General features: G+C 69.2%; 24 protein-coding genes. 15 read left to right on the top strand and 9 right to left on the bottom strand.

The window, feature by feature from the left end; translation table 11 throughout:
* The first annotated feature begins 19 nt into the window (after positions 1-19).
* Entirely contained in the window at positions 20-838 is an 819-nt protein-coding gene (locus tag IE173_RS06190; protein WP_191283019.1) for a 3-hydroxyacyl-CoA dehydrogenase family protein, read from the top strand.
* Here the strand turns inward: IE173_RS06190 and IE173_RS06185 are convergent.
* On the bottom strand, positions 829-1,227 hold the full coding sequence (locus IE173_RS06185) for a PaaI family thioesterase (protein WP_191282602.1): 399 nt from the start codon (positions 1,225-1,227) through the stop codon (positions 829-831). The genes IE173_RS06190 and IE173_RS06185 overlap by 10 nt on opposite strands.
* Positions 1,228-1,256: 29 nt before the next feature.
* Between IE173_RS06185 and paaZ the strand changes: the two genes are divergently transcribed.
* Complete coding sequence (gene paaZ / locus IE173_RS06180) at positions 1,257-3,326, top strand: phenylacetic acid degradation bifunctional protein PaaZ (protein WP_191282601.1); 2,070 nt, start codon at positions 1,257-1,259, stop codon at positions 3,324-3,326.
* Here paaZ and IE173_RS06175 read toward each other — a convergent pair.
* Together IE173_RS06175 and paaI are read right to left on the bottom strand one after the other, a co-directional pair.
* Entirely contained in the window at positions 3,323-3,919 is a 597-nt protein-coding gene (locus IE173_RS06175) for a TetR/AcrR family transcriptional regulator (RefSeq protein WP_191282600.1), read from the bottom strand. The two genes, paaZ and IE173_RS06175, sit on opposite strands and share 4 nt — an antisense overlap.
* A gap of 4 nt (positions 3,920-3,923) precedes the next feature.
* Positions 3,924-4,319 carry a hydroxyphenylacetyl-CoA thioesterase PaaI gene (gene paaI / locus IE173_RS06170; protein WP_191282599.1) on the bottom strand — a complete coding sequence of 132 codons (396 nt, stop codon included), beginning with the start codon at positions 4,317-4,319 and terminating at the stop codon, positions 3,924-3,926.
* A 90-nt stretch (positions 4,320-4,409) separates the two neighbouring features.
* On the opposite strand from paaI, the gene paaA reads away from it, so the two are divergent.
* Genes paaA through IE173_RS06140 form a run of 6 tightly spaced genes read left to right on the top strand, consistent with a single transcriptional unit; the run spans position 4,410 to position 8,897 of the window.
* Complete coding sequence (gene paaA / locus IE173_RS06165; RefSeq protein ID WP_191282598.1) at positions 4,410-5,351, top strand: 1,2-phenylacetyl-CoA epoxidase subunit PaaA; 942 nt, start codon at positions 4,410-4,412, stop codon at positions 5,349-5,351.
* Complete coding sequence (paaB, locus tag IE173_RS06160; RefSeq protein ID WP_191282597.1) at positions 5,348-5,656, top strand: 1,2-phenylacetyl-CoA epoxidase subunit PaaB; 309 nt, start codon at positions 5,348-5,350, stop codon at positions 5,654-5,656. The genes paaA and paaB overlap by 4 nt, the downstream gene beginning before the upstream one ends.
* Positions 5,653-6,471, top strand: a complete 819-nt coding sequence (paaC, locus tag IE173_RS06155) for a 1,2-phenylacetyl-CoA epoxidase subunit PaaC (RefSeq protein WP_191282596.1) — start codon at positions 5,653-5,655, stop codon at positions 6,469-6,471. Before paaB ends, paaC begins: the two co-directional genes overlap by 4 nt.
* A complete protein-coding gene (gene paaD, locus IE173_RS06150) occupies positions 6,465-6,980 on the top strand; it encodes a 1,2-phenylacetyl-CoA epoxidase subunit PaaD (protein WP_191282595.1) in 516 nt (171 codons plus the stop codon). Before paaC ends, paaD begins: the two co-directional genes overlap by 7 nt.
* Positions 6,981-6,982: 2 nt before the next feature.
* Positions 6,983-8,107, top strand: a complete 1,125-nt coding sequence (gene paaE, locus IE173_RS06145) for a 1,2-phenylacetyl-CoA epoxidase subunit PaaE (RefSeq protein WP_191282594.1) — start codon at positions 6,983-6,985, stop codon at positions 8,105-8,107.
* A 16-nt stretch (positions 8,108-8,123) separates the two neighbouring features.
* Positions 8,124-8,897: an enoyl-CoA hydratase/isomerase family protein gene (locus IE173_RS06140; protein ID WP_191282593.1), complete on the top strand. Its 774-nt coding sequence runs from the start codon at positions 8,124-8,126 to the stop codon at positions 8,895-8,897.
* Here the strand turns inward: IE173_RS06140 and IE173_RS06135 are convergent.
* Positions 8,894-9,340 (bottom strand): Lrp/AsnC family transcriptional regulator, encoded by a 447-nt coding sequence (locus IE173_RS06135; protein WP_191282592.1) that lies wholly within the window; start codon positions 9,338-9,340, stop codon positions 8,894-8,896. The two genes, IE173_RS06140 and IE173_RS06135, sit on opposite strands and share 4 nt — an antisense overlap.
* Before the next feature lie 152 nt (positions 9,341-9,492).
* Here IE173_RS06135 and pdhA point away from each other — a divergent pair, with 152 nt between their 5' ends.
* The 3 genes from pdhA to IE173_RS06120 are packed head-to-tail and all read left to right on the top strand — an operon-like array spanning position 9,493 to position 12,894.
* Positions 9,493-10,584, top strand: a complete 1,092-nt coding sequence (gene pdhA, locus IE173_RS06130) for a pyruvate dehydrogenase (acetyl-transferring) E1 component subunit alpha (protein ID WP_191282591.1) — start codon at positions 9,493-9,495, stop codon at positions 10,582-10,584.
* Positions 10,581-11,594: an alpha-ketoacid dehydrogenase subunit beta gene (locus IE173_RS06125; protein ID WP_191282590.1), complete on the top strand. Its 1,014-nt coding sequence runs from the start codon at positions 10,581-10,583 to the stop codon at positions 11,592-11,594. The genes pdhA and IE173_RS06125 overlap by 4 nt, the downstream gene beginning before the upstream one ends.
* A 16-nt stretch (positions 11,595-11,610) precedes the next feature.
* A complete protein-coding gene (locus IE173_RS06120) occupies positions 11,611-12,894 on the top strand; it encodes a dihydrolipoamide acetyltransferase family protein (protein ID WP_191282589.1) in 1,284 nt (427 codons plus the stop codon).
* A 22-nt stretch (positions 12,895-12,916) separates the two neighbouring features.
* Here the strand turns inward: IE173_RS06120 and IE173_RS06115 are convergent, their stop codons facing one another.
* A complete protein-coding gene (locus IE173_RS06115) occupies positions 12,917-13,606 on the bottom strand; it encodes a VOC family protein (RefSeq protein WP_191282588.1) in 690 nt (229 codons plus the stop codon).
* 124 nt (positions 13,607-13,730) lie between these two features.
* Here IE173_RS06115 and IE173_RS06110 point away from each other — a divergent pair, with 124 nt between their 5' ends.
* From IE173_RS06110 to IE173_RS06095, 4 genes are all read left to right on the top strand, one after another.
* Complete coding sequence (locus tag IE173_RS06110) at positions 13,731-15,029, top strand: acyl-CoA dehydrogenase family protein (protein WP_191282587.1); 1,299 nt, start codon at positions 13,731-13,733, stop codon at positions 15,027-15,029.
* The gene (locus tag IE173_RS15460; protein WP_229841943.1) at positions 15,026-15,685 is read left to right on the top strand and encodes a nuclear transport factor 2 family protein; all 660 of its coding nucleotides are present in this window, start codon (positions 15,026-15,028) and stop codon (positions 15,683-15,685) included. Before IE173_RS06110 ends, IE173_RS15460 begins: the two co-directional genes overlap by 4 nt.
* Positions 15,686-16,106: 421 nt before the next feature.
* Positions 16,107-16,337, top strand: a complete 231-nt coding sequence (locus IE173_RS06100) for an SHOCT domain-containing protein (RefSeq protein ID WP_191282586.1) — start codon at positions 16,107-16,109, stop codon at positions 16,335-16,337.
* A 234-nt stretch (positions 16,338-16,571) separates the two neighbouring features.
* A complete protein-coding gene (locus IE173_RS06095; protein WP_191282585.1) occupies positions 16,572-17,093 on the top strand; it encodes an AAA family ATPase in 522 nt (173 codons plus the stop codon).
* A 27-nt stretch (positions 17,094-17,120) separates the two neighbouring features.
* Here IE173_RS06095 and IE173_RS06090 read toward each other — a convergent pair whose 3' ends face one another.
* From IE173_RS06090 to IE173_RS06075, 4 genes are all read right to left on the bottom strand, one after another.
* Positions 17,121-18,677, bottom strand: coding sequence for an ABC transporter permease (locus tag IE173_RS06090; RefSeq protein WP_229841942.1), 1,557 nt, complete (start codon positions 18,675-18,677; stop codon positions 17,121-17,123).
* Positions 18,674-19,336 carry an ATP-binding cassette domain-containing protein gene (locus IE173_RS06085; RefSeq protein WP_191282584.1) on the bottom strand — a complete coding sequence of 221 codons (663 nt, stop codon included), beginning with the start codon at positions 19,334-19,336 and terminating at the stop codon, positions 18,674-18,676. Before IE173_RS06085 ends, IE173_RS06090 begins: the two co-directional genes overlap by 4 nt.
* A gap of 92 nt (positions 19,337-19,428) precedes the next feature.
* A complete protein-coding gene (locus IE173_RS06080; RefSeq protein ID WP_191282583.1) occupies positions 19,429-20,040 on the bottom strand; it encodes a hypothetical protein in 612 nt (203 codons plus the stop codon).
* Between the two features lie 108 nt (positions 20,041-20,148).
* A complete protein-coding gene (locus IE173_RS06075; RefSeq protein WP_191282582.1) occupies positions 20,149-20,649 on the bottom strand; it encodes an SRPBCC family protein in 501 nt (166 codons plus the stop codon).
* Positions 20,650-20,779 lie beyond the last annotated feature (130 nt).

Genomic DNA, 20,779 nt, shown 5'->3' with positions numbered 1-20,779 from the left:
AGTGCTCGGCGGCGGCCGGATGGGCGGCGGGATCGCGCACGCCTTCCTGCTGGCCGGATCCGACGTCGTCGTGGTCGACCAACCCGACGCCCTCGAGACGGCGGAGGCGGGCATCCGGCGGGCGATCGCGACGAGTGTCGAACGCGGCACGGCCCTGCGGTCGCGATCGGACCTCGACGCCGGGCTGCGCGTCACCGCCGACCGCACCGCGCTCGGCGACCGCGACCTCGTCGTCGAGGCGATCCCCGAGATCCCCGAGCTGAAGGCCGCGACGTTGCCCGCCGTGGAGGAGCTGCTCGGCCCCGACGCGGTGCTCGCGAGCAACACGTCGTCGCTGTCGATCGACGATCTCGCGACCCGGCTGACGCGCCCCGCGAGGTTCCTCGGCCTGCACTTCTTCAACCCCGTGCCGGTGTCGACGCTCGTCGAGGTGGTCGCGGGAGCCGCAACCGATCCCGCGCTCGTGGCGACGGCGGGCGAGTGGGTGCGCGCGCTCGGCAAGACCCCGGTGACCGTGCGCGACGCCCCCGGGTTCGCCTCATCGCGCCTCGGCGTGGCGCTCGCGCTCGAGGCGATCCGGATGCTGGAGGACGGCGTCGCGAGCGCGGAAGACATCGACGCCGCGATGGTGCTCGGCTACAAGCACGCGACCGGTCCGCTGCGCACGACGGATGTCGTCGGCCTCGACGTGCGACTCGGCATCGCCGAGTACCTGCACGAGAAGCTCGGGGAACGCTTCGCGCCGCCCGCCCTGCTGCGCGAGATGGTGGCCGCGGGGAAGCTCGGCCGCAAGACCGGCGAAGGGTTCTTCGTGTGGGATCGGCCGGATCAGCCGTGAGGCTTGTCGAGGATGAGGTTCGTCAGCCGCGCCGTGCACAGGCGTCGGCCGTCTTCATCCGTCACGACGATCTCGTGCGACGTCATCGTGCGGCCGAGCCGGATGGCCGTCGCGACGCCGGTCACGATGCCCGACGTCGCGCTCGCGTGATGCGTCGCGTTGATGTCGACGCCGACGGCGGTGCGCCCGGGTCCCGCATGGATGACCGCCGCCCAGGAGCCGAGCGCCTCCGCGAAGGCCACCGACGCCCCGCCGTGCAGCAGCCCGAACGACTGACGGTTGCCCTCGACCGGCATCGTCGCCACGACCCGTTCGGCCGACTGCTCGAGCACGGTCACCCCCATCTTCACGTCGAGTTCGCCGAGCTCGATCGTCCAGTCGTTCGTCATGTTCCGCCTTGCGCTTGAGGAGTGCCCCGATGACCACCATTCTGCCGAGCTACGTCACCGACGCCTGGTGGACCCCCGCCGCAGAGGTCGCATCCACCGCGGTGCGTGACGCCTCGACCGGCGAGACGGTCGCGCGGGTCAGCACGGAAGGCCTCGACCTCGGGGCCGCGCTGGAGCACGCCCGCACGGTCGGGCAGGCGAGCCTCGGCGCTCTGACCTTCCACCAACGCGCCCTGCTGCTCAAGCAGTTCGCCCTCGCGCTCACCGAACGCAAAGAGGAGCTGTACGCGATCTCGGCCCGCACGGGAGCTACGAAGACCGACTCCTGGGTCGACATCGACGGCGGCATCGGCGTGCTGTTCACCTACGCCTCGAAGGGCCGGCGCGAGCTGCCCAACACGACGGTGTACGTCGACGGCGCCGTCGAGGTGCTCTCGAAAGACGGCTCGTTCCTCGGCCGCCACATCTACACCCGGCTGCCCGGCGTCGCCGTGCAGATCAACGCCTTCAACTTCCCGGTGTGGGGGTCGCTCGAGAAGTTCGCGCCCGCGTTCCTCGCCGGAGTGCCGACGGTCGTGAAGCCCGCGACGCCCACCGGATACCTCGCCGAGGCGTTCGTGCGCATCCTCGTCGAGTCGGGCCTGCTGCCCGCCGGAACGCTCTCGCTCGTCTCGGGCAACGTGCCGACGCTGTTCGACCACCTGCGTCTCGGCGACCTGGTCGCGTTCACCGGGTCGGCCTCGACCGCCGAGGGGTTGCGCGCGCACGACGCGGTGCAGACCGGGGGTGTGCGGTTCACGAGCGAGACCGACTCGATCAACGCGTCGGTGCTGGGTCCGGATGCCGTGGCCGGCACGCCGGAGTTCGACGCGTACGTGAAGCAACTGGTCGCCGAGATGACGTCGAAAGCCGGCCAGAAGTGCACCGCGATCCGGCGCGCGATCGTGCCCACGGCATCCGCTGACGCCGTCGTCGGAGCGGTCGCCGCCCGCATCGCGGAACGCACCGTGCTCGGCGACCCGCGCGGCGAGGGGGTCACTATGGGCCCGCTCGCCTCGCTCGAGCAGCGCGACGAGGTGCTGCGCCAGGTCGGCAAGCTCGAGGCCGCGGGGGGCGAGATCGTGCTCGGCTCGACCGACGCTCCCGAGGTGACCCTCGCCGACGGCTCGCGCGGCTCGTCACCCGACGGAGCATTCGTCGCCCCGCTGCTGCTGCGGTTCGCACCCGGACCCGATGCGGTCGTGCACTCGACCGAGGCGTTCGGGCCGGTGTCGTCGCTGCTCACCTATGACACCGTCGACCAGGCGGCCGACCTCATCGCGCGCGGCGGCGGCTCGCTCGTCACGAGCGTCGCGACGCACGACCCGGCCTTCGCGGTCGCCCTCGTGAACCGCGCCGCCGCGTACAACGGGCGCATCCTGCTGCTCGATCGCGACGACGCGCGTTCGTCGACCGGCCACGGCTCCCCGCTGCCCAGCCTCGTGCACGGCGGCCCCGGTCGCGCCGGCGGCGGCGAAGAACTGGGCGGGATGCGCGCCGTGCTGCACCACATGCAGCGCACCGCGGTGCAGGGCTCCCCGGAGATGCTCACCGCGCTCACCGGCATCTGGCACGCGGGGGCCGCGTCGCAGCCGGAGGGGCGGCATCCGTTCCGCAAGAGCCTCGCCGAGCTGCGCCTCGGCGACCAGGTGATCTCCTCGTCGCGCACCGTGACCCTGGCCGACATCGAGACGTTCGCCGAGTTCACCGGCGACACCTTCTACGCCCACATGGACGAGGAGGCCGCGGCGGCGAACCCGTTCTTCCCGGGACGCGTCGCTCACGGCTACCTGCTCGTGTCGTGGGCGGCGGGACTGTTCGTCGACCCCGCGCCCGGGCCGGTGCTCGCCAACTACGGGCTCGAGAACCTGCGGTTCCTCACGCCCGTCTCGCCGGGCGACAGCATCCGCGTCGAACTCACCGCGAAGCAGATCACGCCGCGCGAGACCGACGAATACGGCGAGGTGCGCTGGGATGCGGTGCTGAAGAACCACGAGGATGCCGTCGTCGCCACCTACGACGTGCTGACCCTGGTGGCGAAGGAGCCGGCAGCGGCCTAGCTGCGCAGGCCGTCGAGGGCGACCGCGAGCACGTCGGCGGCGAGGCGGTCGACATCCTCGGAGCCGTCGGGGCGGTACCACTCGGCGATCGAGTTGATCATGCCGAAGACGAGGCGCTCGGCGATGCGCGGGTCGATGTCGGAGCGCAGCGACCCCTCGTCGCGGGCGGCCACGACGAGTGCGGTGACGGCGCGGTCGAACTCGCGGCGCCGGGTGAGTGCCTGCCGCTCCACCTCGGTGTTGCCGCGCAGCCGAAGCAGCAGAGTCACCGAGGGCAGCTCGGCGACGAGCACGTGCACGGCGCGGTCGATGACGTGACTGAGCCGGTCGACGGCGGATCCGGTGCGCGCGCCTTCCTCGTCGAGCACGCCCTCGAGGGCGCCGAGCGCCCGATCGAGGGCGAGGGAGAGCAGCTCTTCCTTCGACGAGACGTGGTGGTAGATCGCCGCCTTCGAGAGGCCGAGACGCTCGGCGAGCAGGCCCATCGAGGTGGCCTCGTAGCCGTACTGGTTGAACGCGGCGACGGCGATCTCGAGGATGCCGCCCTGGTCGTACCCGGGGCGACCTCGCCTGCTCTCGCCGACCGTCGTCATCCGATCAGTGTCGCATCCCCGGCGGCAGCGGACGGTCGGTGGCGATGCTGCGTCCCCGGAACTCGGCGACGACGTCGCCGGCCTGGTCGCGCACGGTGACGTCGTAGAGCCCGGTGCGCCCCGAGCGGATGCGGCGGTCGGCCGTCGCGGTGAGCACGTCGCCCTCGGTGGTGGACTTCAGGAAGGTCACGTCGGCGCCGGCCGCCACGGCGACGCGGTCGTCTTCGTTGCACGCGATCGCGAAGGCGGTGTCGGCGAGCGCGAAGACGAGCCCGCCGTGGGTGATCGCGAATCCGTTGAGCATGTCGCCGCGCACGGGCATCTCGACGACGGCGTGGCCGGGGTCGTCGGCGAGCACCCGCATCCCCAGTGCTTCGGATGCGCGGTCGTTGCGCAGCATCGGTCGGAGGGGTACCGCGCCATCCATCATGGAGATATACTAACCAAACGTCCGGTCAGTAATCTATCCCGGCCGCGCAGGAGGACGACGATGCCGACGCTCGAGGAACAGCGGTTCGACGAGCTGATCGCCGCCGACGCGCGCGTCGAACCGCGGGACTGGATGCCGGAGGGCTACCGCAAGACCCTCGTGCGGCAGATCTCGCAGCACGCGCACTCCGAGATCATCGGCATGCAGCCCGAAGCCAACTGGATCAGCCGCGCCCCGAGCCTCAAGCGCAAGGCGATCCTCATGGCCAAGGTGCAGGATGAGGCCGGCCACGGTCTCTACCTCTACTCGGCCGCGCAGACCCTCGGCACCCCCCGCGACGAGATGTTCCAGGCGCTCGTCGACGGCACGGCCAAGTACTCCTCGATCTTCAACTACCCCACGCTCACCTGGGCCGACATGGGCGCGATCGGCTGGCTCGTCGACGGCGCCGCGATCTGCAACCAGGTGCCGCTCTGCCGCGCCTCCTACGGCCCCTACGGCCGGGCGATGGTGCGCATCTGCAAAGAGGAGTCGTTCCACCAGCGGCAGGGTTTCGAGATCCTGCTGGAACTGATGAACGGCACCGACGCCCAGAAGGCGATGGCCCAGGATGCCGTCGACCGCTGGTACGCCCCGAGCCTGATGATGTTCGGCCCGCCCGACGGCGACTCCCCGAACTCGCAGCAGTCGATGGCGTGGAACATCAAGCGCTTCAGCAACGACGACCTGCGGCAGCGCTTCGTCGACATGCTCGTGCCGCAGGCCGAGGCCCTCGGCGTCACGCTGCCCGACCCCGACCTGCGCTTCAACGAGCAGACGGGTCACTACGACTACGGGCAGCTCGACTGGGACGAGTTCCACGAGGTGCTCGCCGGCCGCGGGCCGTGCAACGGCCAGCGTCTCGCCCACCGCCGGAAGGCGTTCGAGGATGGCGCCTGGGTGCGGGAGGCGGCCGCCGCCTACGCCCGCACGCAGGCGCAGCTCGAAAAGGTGGCGTCGTGACCACGCCCGGCGCGGCCGACGACCGCGAGGAATGGCCGATGTGGGAGGTGTTCGTGCGCGCCAACCGCGGCCTCTCCCACGTGCACGCGGGCTCACTGCACGCCCCCGACGCCACGATGGCGGTCAAGAACGCGCGTGACCTGTACACCCGCCGCAACGAGGGCGTGTCGATCTGGGTCGTGCCGGCCGAGTTCATCACGACCTCCGACCCGGATGCCAAGGGCGCCTACTTCGAATCGCCCGCCGGCAAGAACTACCGGCACGCCAGCTACTACACGAAGTCCGAGGGCGTGAAGCACTTGTGACAACCTTCGACCACGGCGATATCCAGCTCGATGAACTGGCCCTCGACGACGAGATCGTGCGGCGTGCCGGGGTCGCGACCGCCGACGTCGCCGAGTACGCCCTGTGGCTCGGCGACGACGCCCTCGTGCTCGCCCAGCAGCTCGGCTGGTGGATCTCGCGCGCGCCGGAGCTCGAGGAAGACATCGCGCTCGGCAACATCGCCCTCGACCTGCTCGGTCACGCCCGCTCGCTGCTCTCGTACGCGGGCAGCGCCAGCGGTCGCACGGAAGACGACCTCGCCTACTGGCGCGGCGAGCGCGACTTCCGGTCGAGCCAGCTCGTCGAACAGCCCAACGGCGACTACGCGCACACGATCGTGCGGCAGCTCGCCGCGGCGGTGTCCATGTACGAGCTCTACTCGCGCCTGCAGTCATCCGGCGATGCGACGCTCGCCGCGATCGCCGCGAAAGCCGTCAAGGAGGTCGCGTACCACCGCGAGCACTGTGTCGAGTGGTTCCGCCGCCTCGCCCTCGGAACCGACGAGTCGCGGCGTCGCCTCGAGATCGCGCTCGACCACGTCTGGCCCTACGTCGGCGACCTGTTCCGCGACGAGCCGCTCATCGACCGGCTCGAGGGCATCGCGGTGCGCCCGTCGAGCCTCCGGCCTGCGTTCGACGCCGTCATCGACGCCCTCGCGGCCGAGACCGGGATCGTGTTCCCCGCGGCCGACACCGCGCGTGGCGGCGGACGGCGCGGCTGGCACACCGAGTACTTGTCGCTGCTGCTCGCCGAGATGCAGGTGCTCGCGCGCGAACACCCGGGGGCGACATGGTGACCCCCGTGCTGACCGACCGCGCGCACCTCTGGAAGCTCGCGGCGACCGTTGTTGACCCCGAGATCCCGGTGCTGACGATCGAAGACCTCGGCATCCTGCGCGACGTCGAAGTCGGCGCCGACGGCGTGACCGTGACGATCACCCCGACCTACTCGGGCTGCCCCGCGATGGATGCCATCCGCGACGACCTGCTGAGCGTCTTCCGGCGCGAAGGCATCGAGGATGTCGCCGTGCGACGGGTGCTCTCGCCCGCGTGGACCACCGACTGGATGAGCGAGGACGGCAAGCGGAAGCTCGCGGAGTACGGCATCGCGCCCCCGAGCGGGCACTCCACCGTGTCTGACCCCCACGTGACTCGCGGGCCGATCCCGCTGACTCTCGCCACCCGCTGCCCGCGTTGCGGCTCGGCCGACACGGTCGAGATCTCGCGCTTCGGGTCCACCTCGTGCAAGGCGCTCTACGAGTGCCGCGCGTGCCTGGAGCCGTTCGACTACTTCAAGGTGCTGTAGCTGTGGCCGCGACGAATCTGGGGGCGCGTCGTCGCGCCCGCTTCCACACCCTCGCGGTGCGCGAGGTGCGTCGCCTGACCGCCGACAGCATCGAGGTCGCCTTCGCGGTGCCCGACGAACTGGCCGACGACTACGACTACGCGCCCGGGCAGTACGTCGCCCTGCGCTCGCGCCTTGCGAGCCCCGACGGCGCTGAACTGCGGCGCAGCTACTCGATCTGTCAGCCGCCGGTGCGCGGCGAGCTGCGGGTCGCGATCAAGCGCGATGTCGGGGGCGTGTTCTCGAGCTGGGCCAACGAGCACTTGGCGCCGGGGATGCAGCTCGACGTGATGAGCCCGCAGGGCACCTTCACCACCGACCTCACGGCGGCCGAGCACAAGCACTTCGCGGCGATCGCCGCCGGCTCGGGCATCACGCCGCTGATGGCGCTCATCCGCACGATCCTCGGCGCGACCGAGCACGCGCGATTCAGCCTGGTGTACACGAACCGCACCTCGCTCGACGTGATGTTCCTCGAAGAGCTCGCCGACCTGAAAGACCGCTACCGCGAGCGCCTCGCCCTGCACCACGTGCTGTCGCGCGAGGAGCGCACCTCCGAGCTGCTGTCGGGCCGCATCGATGCTCGCCGCCTCGACGGCATCCTCGAGTACCTGGTGCCGCCCGCGGACGTCGACGAGTGGTTCCTCTGCGGGCCGTTCGATCTCGTCGAGCTGTGCCGCTCGAAACTGCGCGAGGCCGGGGTCGACCGGGGATCCGTGCACTTCGAACTGTTCACCACGGATCGGCCCGAATACGGCTCCTCCGGAGCGGTGGGGCGCCCGACCGATCGCGAGGCCGGCGTCAACGCGGCGACCGTCAAATTCACCCTCGACGGGCGCACCTCGACCGTGGTGATCCCCGAACGGGCGGCGGAGAGCATCCTCAATGCCGCCCTGCGGGTACGCACCGACGTGCCGTTCGCCTGCGCCGGCGGGGTGTGCGGCACGTGCCGCGCGAAACTCGTCGACGGCAGCGTGCGGATGACCGAGAACTACGCGCTCGAACCCGAGGAACTGGATGCCGGGTACGTGCTGACCTGCCAGTCCCATCCGACGAGCGACGCCGTCACCGTCGATTACGACTACTGACCGCAAAGGAGCGAGGATGCCGAAGCTGACGATCGAGGACGGGGTGGCCGTCGTCACCCTCGACCGCCCCGACAAGCTCAACGCCCTCGACGAGAGCGCCCTCGACGAACTCGACGCCGCGTACGACGAGGCTGCTGCGGCCGGGGTCCGGGCGCTCGTGCTGCGCGGCGAGGGCCGGGCGTTCTGCGCCGGCCGCGACATCGCCGGCGTCGACCCCCGCGACGACGACGTGCTCGGCTTCCTCGGCGGACGCGTCGAGCCGCTGCTGAAGAAGATGAGCGCCTTCCCCGCCCCGACGTTCGCCGCCGCACACGGAGCGTGCCTCGGCGTCGGACTCGGGCTGCTCATCGCGACCGACGTCGTCTACGTCGCCGACACCGCCAAGATCGGCTCGCCGTTCGCGAACCTCGGGGCGACCCTCGACTCCGGCGGGCACTCGCTCTTCGTCGAGCGCCTCGGCGCCCACAAGACGCTCGACCTGATCTACACCGCCCGCCTGATGTCGGGCGAGGAGGCCGTGCAGTCAGGACTGTTCAGCCGGGTGTTCCCCGCCGCCCACGTCGACGAGGCGACGATGACCGCCGCCCGCACCGCGGCATCCGGGGCGACCCTCGCGTTCCTCGCCAGCAAGAAACTGGTCGCCGCGCTGCGCGACGAGCGGCTGGGGCTGTGGCAGAGCATGAGCGACGAGAACCGGACGCAGGCCGACCTCTGTGACACCGACGACTACCGGGAGGGCTTCGCGGCCTTCCAGCAGAAGCGCCCCCCGGTGTTCACCGGTCGCGCCTAGGGAGCCGGTCGCACCGGGTCGAAGTCTTCGAAGATGAGCGCCGTCTTCGTCGAGCGCACCTCGGGGATCGCCTGCAGCCGCTCCAGCACGACACGGCGCAGCTCGCTGTTGTCGTGGGCGCGCACCAGCAGGATGACGTCGTAGTCGCCGCCGACGAGCGCGATGTGCTCGACTTCGGGGATCTCGAGCAGCCGGTCGCGCACCTGCTGCCACGAGGACTGCTCGGTCGAGAGCGTGACGTAGGCCGAGGAGTGCCACCCGGCCTTCACCGGGTCGATGCGCGCCCCGAATCCCGAGATGACGCCGGCGTCGACGAGACGGTTGACGCGCGCGTAGGCGTTCGCCCGCGAGATGTGCACCACCTCGGCGAGCGCACTCATCGAGGTGCGACCGTCGCGCCGCAGTTCCGCGAGGATCCGTTGATCGGTCTCATCGAGATCCATGCCGCCTCCTCACGCCGCTCACGTTCTAGACGAATCGTAGAGGATCGAGCCGCTGGATGACCTGTTGTCTCGACTCATCACGTCTGGTTGCGACAGCTGTCGTTCTGACCGATCCTGAGGTAACGGAACGTCCACCCAATGAAGGGCTGCCGATGACCCGCGACGATGTCGTCCTGCTCCCGCGCGAAGCGCCGGTGCAGCTGATCGACGCGGCCGGCGCGAAAGTCCCCGACGCGGAGTATCGCCCCCCGACTGCCGAGCGGCTGCGCGACGGCTACCGTCGCCTCGTCATCGGACGCCGCATCAACGACCAGTGCAACGCCCTGGTGCGCCAGGGTCGGCTCGCGGTCTACCCGTCGTCGCACGGCCAGGAGGCCTGTCAGGTCGCGGCCGCGATGGTGCTCGACGACGGCGACTGGATGTTCCCGACCTATCGCGACGCGGTCGCGGTCATCACGCGCGGCGTGCCCACGGCAGAGGCCACCGTCCTGCTCAAGGGCGACTGGCACTCCGGCTTCGATCCGCGGCAGTACCGCATCGCCCCGCAGGCCACCCCGCTGGCGACCCAGCTGCTGCACGCCGTCGGGTTCGCGCACGCCGCCAAGCTGCGCGGTGAAGACACCGTCGTGCTCGCCCTCTGCGGCGACGGCGCGACGAGCGAGGGCGACTTCCACGGGGCGCTCAACTTCGCCGCGGTCTTCCAGGTGCCGGTCATCTTCTTCGTGCAGAACAACGCCTGGGCGATCTCGGTTCCGCTCTCCCGCCAGTCGGCAGCCCCCTCGCTCGCCCACAAGGCGATCGGCTACGGGATGCCGGGCGAACGGGTCGACGGCAACGACCTCGCCGCGCTGCTCGCGGTTCTCGGCGAGGCCGTGGGCCGGGCACGCGCCGGGGCCGGACCGACCCTGGTCGAGGCCCACACCTACCGGATGCAGGCGCACACCAACGCCGACGACGACACCCGCTACCGCGACAGCGCCGATGTGACCGCGTGGCTCGACCGCGATCCGCTGGTGCGCTTGCGCACGCATCTCGCCGCACGGAAGGCGCTCACCGTCGCCGCGGAAGAGGAGTTCGCGGCGGAGGCGGAGGCCGTCGCCACCTCCCTGCGTGACGCCCTCAACACCGAGACCAGCCCCGACCCCGAAGACCTGTTCCGCTACGTCTACGCGCAGCGCACCCCCCAGCTGCAGGAGCAGTGGGCGTCGCTCTCCGCCGAGCTCGTGAGGGAGGCATCCGAATGACGCTACTCGAACCGGCACCCGCGCGCACCGGCACGACCGAGACGCTGTCGATGGCCGCGGCCCTCAACCGAGCCCTCTCCGACGCGTTGACCGCCGACGACCGCGTGCTCATCTTCGGCGAAGACGTCGGCGCCCTCGGTGGCGTGTTCCGGATCACCGACGGACTCACCGCCCGGTTCGGTGAGAAGCGGTGCTTCGACACCCCGCTCGCCGAGTCCGGGATCGTCGGCATGGCGGTCGGGATGGCGATGAACGGGATGCGCCCCGTCGTCGAGATGCAGTTCGACGCGTTCGCCTACCCGGCCTTCGAGCAGGTGGTGAGCCACGTCGCCAAGATGGGCAACCGCACGCGGGGTGCCGTTCGCCTGCCGATGGTCATCCGCATCCCCTATGGCGGGGGTATCGGCGGCGTCGAGCACCACTGCGACTCCTCCGAGGCGTACTACGTGCACACGCCCGGCCTCACCGTCGTCGCCCCGTCGACGCCGCAGGACGCTTACTCGTTGCTGCGCGCCGCGATCGAGTTCCCCGACCCCGTCGTCGTGCTCGAGCCGAAGAAGCTCTACTGGTCGAAGGGCCCCGTCGACACGAGCCTGAAGGCACCCATCGGCGAGGCCGCCGTCGTCCGCGAAGGCACCGACGTGACGCTGATCGCCTACGGCTCGTCGGTGCAGGTCGCCCTCGACGCCGCGGTCGCCGCCGAGGCGGAGGGCCGCAGCATCCAGGTGGTGGATGTGCGCACGCTCACCCCCTTCGACGACTCGACCGTCATGGCCGCCGTGCGATCGACCGGCCGCGCGGTCGTCATCGCCGAAGCCCAGGGATTCGCGAGCGTCGCCGCCGAGATCGCCGCCCGCGTCGGCGAGCGCTGCTTCGAGTACCTCGAGGCGCCGGTGCGACGAGTCACCGGCTTCGACGTGCCGTACGCGCCGCCGAAGCTCGAGCGGTTCACCCTCCCCGACGTCGACCGGGTGCTCGACGCCGTCGACGCGCTGCACTGGGACGACTGAGGGCCGGTGAATCGACGTGACGAAGATCTTCCGCCTCCCCGACCTCGGTGAAGGCCTCACCGAGGCGGCGCTCATCCGCTGGCTGGTCGCGCCGGGCGACACCGTGCGCGTCGACCAGCCGATCGCGGAGGTCGAGACCGCGAAGAGCGTCGTCGAACTGCCCTCCCCCTACGCCGGCACCGTCGCCGCTCTACATGGCGCCGAGGGCGACACCCTTCAGGTCGGTTCCGCGCTGCTCGAGGTCGACCCCGTCGCCGTCGAAGCGGTCGATGTCGAGAAGGAGGCGTACCGGCAGGAGGAGCAGGCCGGCTCCGGCAACGTGCTCATCGGATACGGCACCAGCGGCCACTCGGGCGGAACCCGGCGGCGCAAGCCCGCGCGCACGCCGCTCGCCGCATCCGCCGCACTGCCCGCGCCCACCGGCCCGGTCGCCGTGCGGTCGCCGATCGTGCGACGCCTCGCCCGCGCCGAAGGGCTCGACCTGCACACCATCCCCGCCACCGGCGCCGACGGTGCCGTGACCCGCGGCGACGTGCTGCGTGCCCTCTCAGTGCGGCAACCGGCCCCATCGGGCGAACCGGCGGGGTCGGGCGAACTGATCGCCGGGCTGGCGGTCGCGCGGCGCGAACCGCTCGGGATGCTGCGCAAGACAGTCGGCGCCAAGCTGAGCCGCAGCCGTGCCGAGATCCCCGAAGCGACCGTGTGGGTGGATGTCGACGCGACCGACCTGTGGACCCTGCGCGCCGGGATGGCGGTCGACGGGAAGAGCCCGTCGCTCACCGCGATCCTCGCCAGATTCGTGTTGCTCGCCCTCGACGCCTACCCGATTCTCGGGGGCCGGCTGAGCGACGACGGCACCGAGCTGATCGAGTTCGCCGGCGTGAACCTCGGCGTCGCCACCGACACCCCGCGCGGCCTCATGGTGCCGGTCGTGCGCAATGCCCATCGGCTGACCATCGCCGAACTCGACGCCGAGCTGCGGCGCGTGGCCGAGTCGGCGCGGTCGGGAGCGTCGAGCCCCGACGAGCTCACCGGCTCCACCTTCACGCTCAACAACTACGGCGCGTTCGGGGTCGACGGATCCGCGGCGATCATCAACCACCCCGAGGTCGCCATCCTCGGCGTCGGCCGCATGCTCGAACGGCCGTGGGTCGTCGACGGCGAGATCGTGCCCCGCCGCATCGTGCAGCTCTCGCTCGTGTTCGACCACCGGGTCTGCGACGGCGGCTACGCCTCCGGGTTCCTGCGCATGATCGTCGATGCGATCGAGCACCCCGCGCAGCTCTACCGCCGGCTCTGACGAGCGCCTCGGCGTCGCGCGGTCAGGCGAGCGGCGGCAACGGCACGCCCGCGAGCAGCTCCGGGTTGGCGGCGACGCGCTCCGCCCACCGGTCCGGGAACATCGGATACGGCACTTCGACGGCGGGGCGGTACTCGCCGGCGTAGGCGCGGCGGTGGATCTCGTCATGATCCAGTCCCGCTTCGCGGGCGGCGACCAGTTTGTCGGGGTCGAACTGCGGACCGAGCTGGTCTTCGCTGAACTCGCGGGACGCCCACATCCATTCGGTGGACTTTCCCCAGTCGTGGAAGTTGTCCACCTGGATCTCGATGCCGTTCCCGTCGGGGTCGGCGTAGTAGATCGACATCGTCATGCCGTGATCCATGCAGAACGCCGGACGGATGCCGGCATCCCGCAGCCGCACGTAGTTGTCCAGCCACGCGTCGAAGTCGGGGTACTCGAACGCGGTGTGGTGCAGCCCCGCCGTGTGCGGCTTGTCGACCGGCGGCTTCGTGCCCGGGATGCGCAGCAACGCGATCCGGTGATTCGCCTCATCGTTGGTCAGCCAGGCGGCGTGCTCGGAATAGAACACCGGCTGCAACCCGCACACCGCCTCATAGAACCGCACCATCGGATCGATCTCCATCGTCATGAAGGTCGCGTGATGCAACTTCGGCACCCGGATCGGCCGCGGCTTCGCGGTGGTGGCGTAGACGGACGTGTCGTCGGACATCACGGGCTCCCTCGGTCGGGTCTCGGCGGCGCCGTCGCCACCCGCGTCCAGTGTACCGCCAACCTGAACTGTGCGGTACAGTACCGTTACCGCGACTGGAGCGACGAAGGAGTCCCACACGCCCATGAGCACCACGCTGCCCCTTGCCCCGCCGCCCGAGCGCGCCACCCCCCTCGAGCCGCCAGCCTCTCGCTACCTCTCCGACCACGGTCGGCGGATCGCTGCCGGCATCCGCGAGCTCGAGCCGCGCATCCGCGAACTCGGCGCCGAAGCGGAACAGAACGGGCGGCTCCACCCCGAGATCCTCGGGGCGCTCACCGAGCTGGGCCTCTACCGCGCGGTCGCGCCGCTCGACTACGGCGGCTACGCCCTCGGCGCGCGCGACGTCGCCGAGATCGCGATGGCCCTCGGCCGCGGCGACGCGGCGGCGGGATGGACGTTCCTCGTCGCCGGCTCGCTGCGCATGGTCAGCACGTTCGGCCCCGAACTGACCGCCGACCTCTACTCGCGGCTCGACGGCCACGTCGGCCCCCTCGCGGCCGGCGGCTCGACCTTCGCCGCGATCACCGGCACCGCGACCCGCGCCGACGGCGGCTGGACCGTCGAAGGCAAGTGGACCTACGTCTCGGGCAACCACAACGCCGCGTGGATCTTCGGCGGGGTGTCGTGGACCGACGGCGACCGCAGCGGTCACGGCCTCATCATGATGGACCCGGCGGACCTCACCACCCTCGACGACTGGCACGTCAGCGGGATGTCGGCATCCGACTCGAACTCCCTCGTCACGACCGCCCCGATCTTCATCCCCGACGCGCACTTCGTCGACATGGCCGAACTGCCGATCTACATGAGCACCGTGTCGGATCGCTTCGACGGTCTCGCCTACCAGGCGAAGGCCCGGGGCTCGATGATGACCGTCGCCGTGCTCAACATCAGCATCCTGGTCGGCATGGCCGAGGGGGCCTTCGAGGTGTTCGCCGACCTCGCGCAGAAGCGCAAGCCGTTCAGCCCGCCCTACCCGTCGGTGGCCGAGATGCCGTCGTCACAGGTGGCCGCCGGCAAGGCGAAGGCGATGATCGGCGTCGCGAAGGCGACCCTGATGACCTACGCCGACCAGATCGATGACCTCGCGACCGCCGGAGAGGACTACACCGCCGACGAGGAGGCGCAGGGTTCGCTCGACCTCGCCTACGCCGGGCAGCTCTGCCACGACGCGATCAACCTCTTCGTGCGCATCCTCGGATCGTCGGTCATGACGCTGTCGAACCCGCTGCAGCGCTACTCCCGTGACGCCCAGGTGATCCTGTCGCACGGCGCCCTGCGCATCGAGTCGCTCGCCGAGATCAGCGGCCGCCGCCTGCTCGGCCAGCCCCCGTTCGACATGTTCGCCGCCGGGCTGCAGAACAAGCCGGTGCAGAAGTGACCACGCTCGAGCAGAACAAGGCGATCGCGACCGCCCGGCTCGCCGACTACCTGGAGCGCTTCCCCGCCGAGTTCGTGATCGCCGAGGGCGACCTCGTCACCGTCGTCGGCTTCGAGCTGCGCGGAGCCGACCAGCACGAGTTCCTGACCTTCCACACCTTCCGCATCGTCGACGGCGAGATCGTCGACGAGTGGTCGAACGCGTCGACCGGCTCCGCGCCCGCGGGGTCGGGAGCGCCCGATCCGGCCCGCACCCCGGCCGCGATCGGAGTCGGCGACCCCGCCGCGAACACGCAGCGGGTCGCCGACTTCTACCGCTGCGTCTTCGAGGCGCAGAACGCGGATGCCGTGAAGGACTTCGTCACGGTCGACTACCGCCAGCACACCCGGCACCTGCCGCCCGGGCGCTCCGGCCTCGAGGGCTTCGTGCGCGCCGCCTTCCCCGACGGCCCCCTGCCCACCCCGGAAACGGCATCCATGCCGCCGGCGATCCTCATGGGCGAAGGCGACCTCGTCGTCATCGCCGGCGCGATGCCGCAGCCCGACGGGAAGGGCGGCACCTATCTGCGCTACCTCTACGACGGCTACCGGGTGACCGACGGGATGCTCGCCGAGCACTGGTCGGGCGTCGATCCCGAGGACCCGCCGGTGCACTGACCCGTCGCTGAAAGCGGGGTCTGACCAGGGGTTTTGGAGCGGAGACGGAGGGATTTGAACCCTCGGAACCCTTGCGGGTTCTCCACCTTAGCAGGGTGGTGCACTCGACCGGACTTGGGGTTGAGTGCGTGTGCAGGCCAGAGATTGCAGTGAATTCGGGGACCGAGCTGCACTCGATCCGGCGGCTCCCACACCCATCCACGACATGCTCGGGACGATCTCGGGACGATGGAACGTTGCCCCCAGTGAGGGGCTCTTGGGCCCCTAGACCCCGCCAAGACCCTCGAGTGGTATTCGGATGAGCCCGTGCGGGGGGACCAAAGGCCTTAGTACGCTGCTCCGGCTTGGGGAATCGTTAGCTCAGCGAGGGCCGGAGTACCTGTCCGCCCGAACGCCTACCAATGCAGAGAGGGGCACCATCATGATGTGGGGATATGGATACGAGGGCTGGGGCTGGATGTGGCTGATCGGTGGACTCGTCCTCATCGGAATTGTGGTTCTCGTCGTGGTCTTGGTTCGCAATTCTGCGGCCTCCACCGCAAAGACCACGGCATCGACGCCGCAACAGATCCTCGCTGATCGGTATGCACGTGGTGAGCTGACCACGCAGGAGTACCGCGAGCGTCTGGAAATCTTGGGCGGCAAGCCGTAGACGATTGGTCTGACTTGGATCAGCTCCGCACGAGCTGGTCACGTCGGTGCCGACAGCCTCTCGTCATGGCTACGGTCGAGCAACCCAGCGACCTGGATAGGCGCGTGCTTCGGTGGTCGCGTTCACGGCTGACACACGGTGTCTACTTGCTCCAGCGCTGAGCAGCACCCGGGCTAGCGAACAGATCCCAACAATTCCCACCTGACTGGCACCTTGACCTGGAGAGGACCGATCATGACAAATTGGTACGTAATCACCGGGGGCCCCAGTTCGGGCAAGACGACGACCGTCGACATGCTGCGCGACCTTGGTCACAGGACCACGATCGAACACGCCCGGCACTACTTGGATCTCAAGCGGGTCGAGGGCAAGACCGTCGAGGAAGTGCGCGCGCGCCGACGCGAGTTCCAACACGGAGTTCTTGCGATGCAGCTGGACCAGGAGGCGAGTCTGGACCCCGACGAGACTATCTTCCTCGATCGCGCCATCCCCGACTCGCTGGCCTACTACAGATTCCTCGACCTCGAGCCCGACGCAGAGCTCCTCGACGCCCTCCAGCGAGTCTCGTATCGGAAGGCTTTCATCCTCGATTTACTCCCCCTCGCCGCGGACTACGCCCGTACCGAGGACGTCTCCGCACAAATGCGCATCCATGCCCTTCTCATCGAGGTCTACCGGAACCTCTCGACCCCGGTCGTGAAAGTGCCGGTTCTCAGCCCGGCTGACCGGGTCGCGTACATTCTGGATCGGCTCTAGCTGACCCGGTCGAGCCCAGGCGGCAGGTCAGGTTCCAAGGGCGGGCTGCTCATGCCGTTCTGCGGCTCGCAGGTGCCTGGCCCGCCGCGCCCGACGGCGCGCAGGGCCGGTGCGGGTGGCGAATACGAGGCCGACGACGAGCGCCAGTACCACGACCCAGCCGGATCCGATGAGCAGCCCCCTGACCTCGTCGAACTCGTCGGTGAGCCCCGCGTCGATGAGCATGCGGAACGGCCCATACCCCGGTAGCAACACGGCGAGCTCGGGCGGCTCTATCCGCAGCATCGGGCTCTGGGTGATCCCCAGGTCGAGGAACGGCACCACGAAGGCGACGAGCACGCCGCTGACACGTCCGAGAAGGAAGCCGAGGCACATCCCGAGGAGGGCGTAGACGACCCCGAGGAGTACTGCCGCCCCGATGTACGCTCCCCATTGCCTGGCGGGGAAGATGATGACCGTGATCGCGAGCGAGGCCGCGACGGTGACGAGCACGGCGACGCCGACCTGGCCGAAGCGCCCAATGAGAAGAGCGGATCGGTGGATGCCGGCCTGAACGAGCCGCCGATCGCCGTTTCGGTTGTTCAGGGCGATGAAGAGCCCGGCCACGGTGGCTAGGGCGGCGATTGCGATGGGCGCCATGGTGCCAGCGTGGGCGTCGGGCAGCCAGAAGCGCTCGTCGATCTCCCTGCCGTTCTCGATCACGCGCATCACTGCGTACTGCTCGTTGGTGATCAGTTTCGACAGCCAGATGAAGATGAGCGGCACCGTGACAAGGAGGGTCCAGAGGGCAGGGTTGCGGCGATATTCACGCATGCCCATGCGGAAGCTGGTTCCGAGTTGTCGGCCCCACCCCGGCCGGCGCGATGGGCGAGATCCACGACCGGCGCGGGTCGCCCGAGCCAGCAGGAGGCTGCTTCCCAGGAGCGCAGCGCCCGTCCATGCAAGGCCGATGCCGAGGTCGCCGAGGCCCCCTGCGTGTCCCGAGGGCAGTTCGACCATCCAGAGCGTCACGAAATGCGTGGGCATCCATCTGTTGATTTCTTGATCCGGCGAGCTGAGGGCAGGTCCGAAGAACACGTCCAGGATCCAGATGAGCAGGATGACGACGGCTCCATTGACCGGATCCCGGACAATCGCACCGACGGCGGCACCGATTCCGACGTAGATCGCGGCGAAGATCAGGGCGCCCGCGGCGACCCGCCACGGGTCGTCGACGTCGGCTCGCAGGAACAGGGTCACGAGAGCCGCACCGGAGACCAGCACCGCAACGAGTAGCCCGGTTGACATGCGGGCGACGACGAGAACGGTGGCCGGCAGACCGGCGATGGCGAGGCGCCGGTCGGCGGAGCGGGCTTGCCGGGTCTGGAAGTACATCGCGAGGGCGGCGAGGAACGCCGCCGCCCAGCCGGTGGTGGCGGTTTCCACGGCGGTACCCGTGCCGCCGAGGAGTTTGGCGGCGTCGGCCATCGGCTCGGCCGCGACCCAGACGAACACAACCGGAACCAACACCAGCACCAGCAGGTTGACCGGGTTCCGGGCATACTCCAGGAGGAAGCGCCGGGTCAGGACTGCGACGGCCGTCATCTCTTCTCCGTCGCCTTCCCATCGTGAAGTTCGACAACGCGATCGAAGCGCTGCTCGTCGGCGATGAAGTGGCTGATCACCAGCACCGAACGGCCGGCTTCACGGCGACGCCCGACGAGATCCCAGAAGCGCAGATAGGTGTCCCAATCGAATCCGGCGTAGGGCTCGTCGAGGAGCAGTACGGCCGGATCGGCGAGTAGCGCGAGCGCGAGGTTCAGCTTCGCAAGCGTGCCACCGGAGAGCCGGTCGACGCGCGTGTCCGCGTAGCGCTTGAAGTCGAGGTCATCGTAGAGTCGCTGCTGCTCACGGACCCGTTCCTCGCGCGTGAGTTCGTAGGCCACGCCGTATAGTTCGAAATGCTCGTCGCAGGTGAGGCGATCGAACACAATCGGACCCTGCGGGCAGTACCCCAGGGAGCCCCGCAGGTCGATCGATCCGGCGTCGGCGGCGAGCTCGCCGACGAGGATCTGCATCAACGTCGACTTTCCCGAGCCGTTTTCCCCGACAAGCCCGATGATCTCCCCGCGATGGAGGGTGAGGTCGACGCCGTCGAGCACCTGATTTCGCTTCCGGAATGGCCAGACGCCCTGTCGGTAGGTCTTGGAGATCCCCCTCGCCTCGAGCACCGGGACGACCGCGCTCGCGTTGTCCAGCGACATCTCCGACCTCCTTCCACGAGCTCTCGGAAGAGTCCCATAGGACTCCACAGGCCGATAGTGACTTTGGTCCTGGCGAAGGGGATGGTCACGTCTCAGGGATTGGCCGGTGTTGATTGCGTCGCGCGGCGCGACTTCTCCATCAGGGCGAACATGCCGAGTACGTTGTCTTTGATCTGGGTGTGCCCGACGGTATGCCAGTTGGTGTGAAAGTGGTCGCCGAGGAATTCGATGATGTGTTCCAAAGAGACGGTGTGCCACTCCCTAGTAGAGCTGACGTGATGCGGGTTGCCGAATGCGACGGTCCGGATGACATGCCCGGCGGGTGCTACGACACGGCCTGTACGCAACAGTTCGTCGACAAGATCAGCGGCCGTGTCCGCCGGGCAGCATCCGAAGCGGGTGAAGGCGGCCTCCAGCACGGCCGGGTCTCGCATGGCAGGGTTGAGGCGCGGCGTGCCCTCTTTGACTTCGCCGACGATCATGTCTGCCGTTCCGCGCGCCGCGCCAAGAGCGGGGTCCTGATCAGTGGCCTTGAGGCCGCCATGTGCCGGAGGCTCGCGATGGAGCCGGATCGCGAGGATGTCCAGATCGGTCATAGTTCGCGCGGGGATGCGTGGGGAGACGTCGAGAACGGGGTACTCGGCGACAGTGAAATAGCCGTTGATGCGCAGGTAAGCCTGAACGAGTGCGACAGCGGTATCCATAGGATTGTGCTTCTCTCTCTAAACGAGTCGCGGTATCGGCCCCTTGACTTCGGGGGAGCATCAGGTCTCGCCGGAGGAGACCGATGAGGCTCGACCTCCGATCGCCGCTCAGGTGGATCCGAACCGTTCGAGCGGGGCGTCAGCGATCTGTCGGACGCACCAATGTGCGTAAGCCTTGCCGCCGATCAAACCCCAAAAGCGCCCTCGTCGGGGAAGGTTGTAGTCGATCCACACGGTCAGCTTCGACTCTGTCCCGTTGCCGGTGATTGTGAATCCAAGCGTGTAGGCGCCGATCACGATGAGTCGCTCAGCGACGGTCTTCCAGCTCTTGGTGATCGGCGGAGTGCGCGTGGCGACGATCTCATCAACGAACAAGCGGAGGCCGAAGGCCGAGCCCCGCATCACGACGTGAGACCCCAGGACGCGTCCTTTGCCTTCGTCGAGGATGAGCTCCATTTGGCCGCCACCCATCATCGGCGATCTTGGACTCGCCATGTGTGAGGACAAGTTGCGGTGGTCGTCGAGAAAGGCGAAGAGTTCGGAAGCCGACGCGGCGACCCCGACTGTCGTCGCCGCGTGGCCATCGTATGCGGGATTGGTTTCCTTCACGCTCCCATTGTGGGATCAATATCCGCGATGCGGTGAGGCCTTTGGTCCTAGGCATCCGGAGTCAATCAAGTCGCTGTTAGACGCGACGCTCGAGCGATTCGAGAGCGTCATCGACGCTCTCGTCCGTGCA

Source organism: Pseudolysinimonas yzui, from assembly GCF_014653215.1.
GTDB classification, from domain to species: Bacteria; Actinomycetota; Actinomycetes; order Actinomycetales; family Microbacteriaceae; genus Pseudolysinimonas_A; species Pseudolysinimonas_A yzui.
Note: the sequence above shows the minus strand (reverse complement) of the source record. Positions and strands in the feature narration are given on the sequence as shown.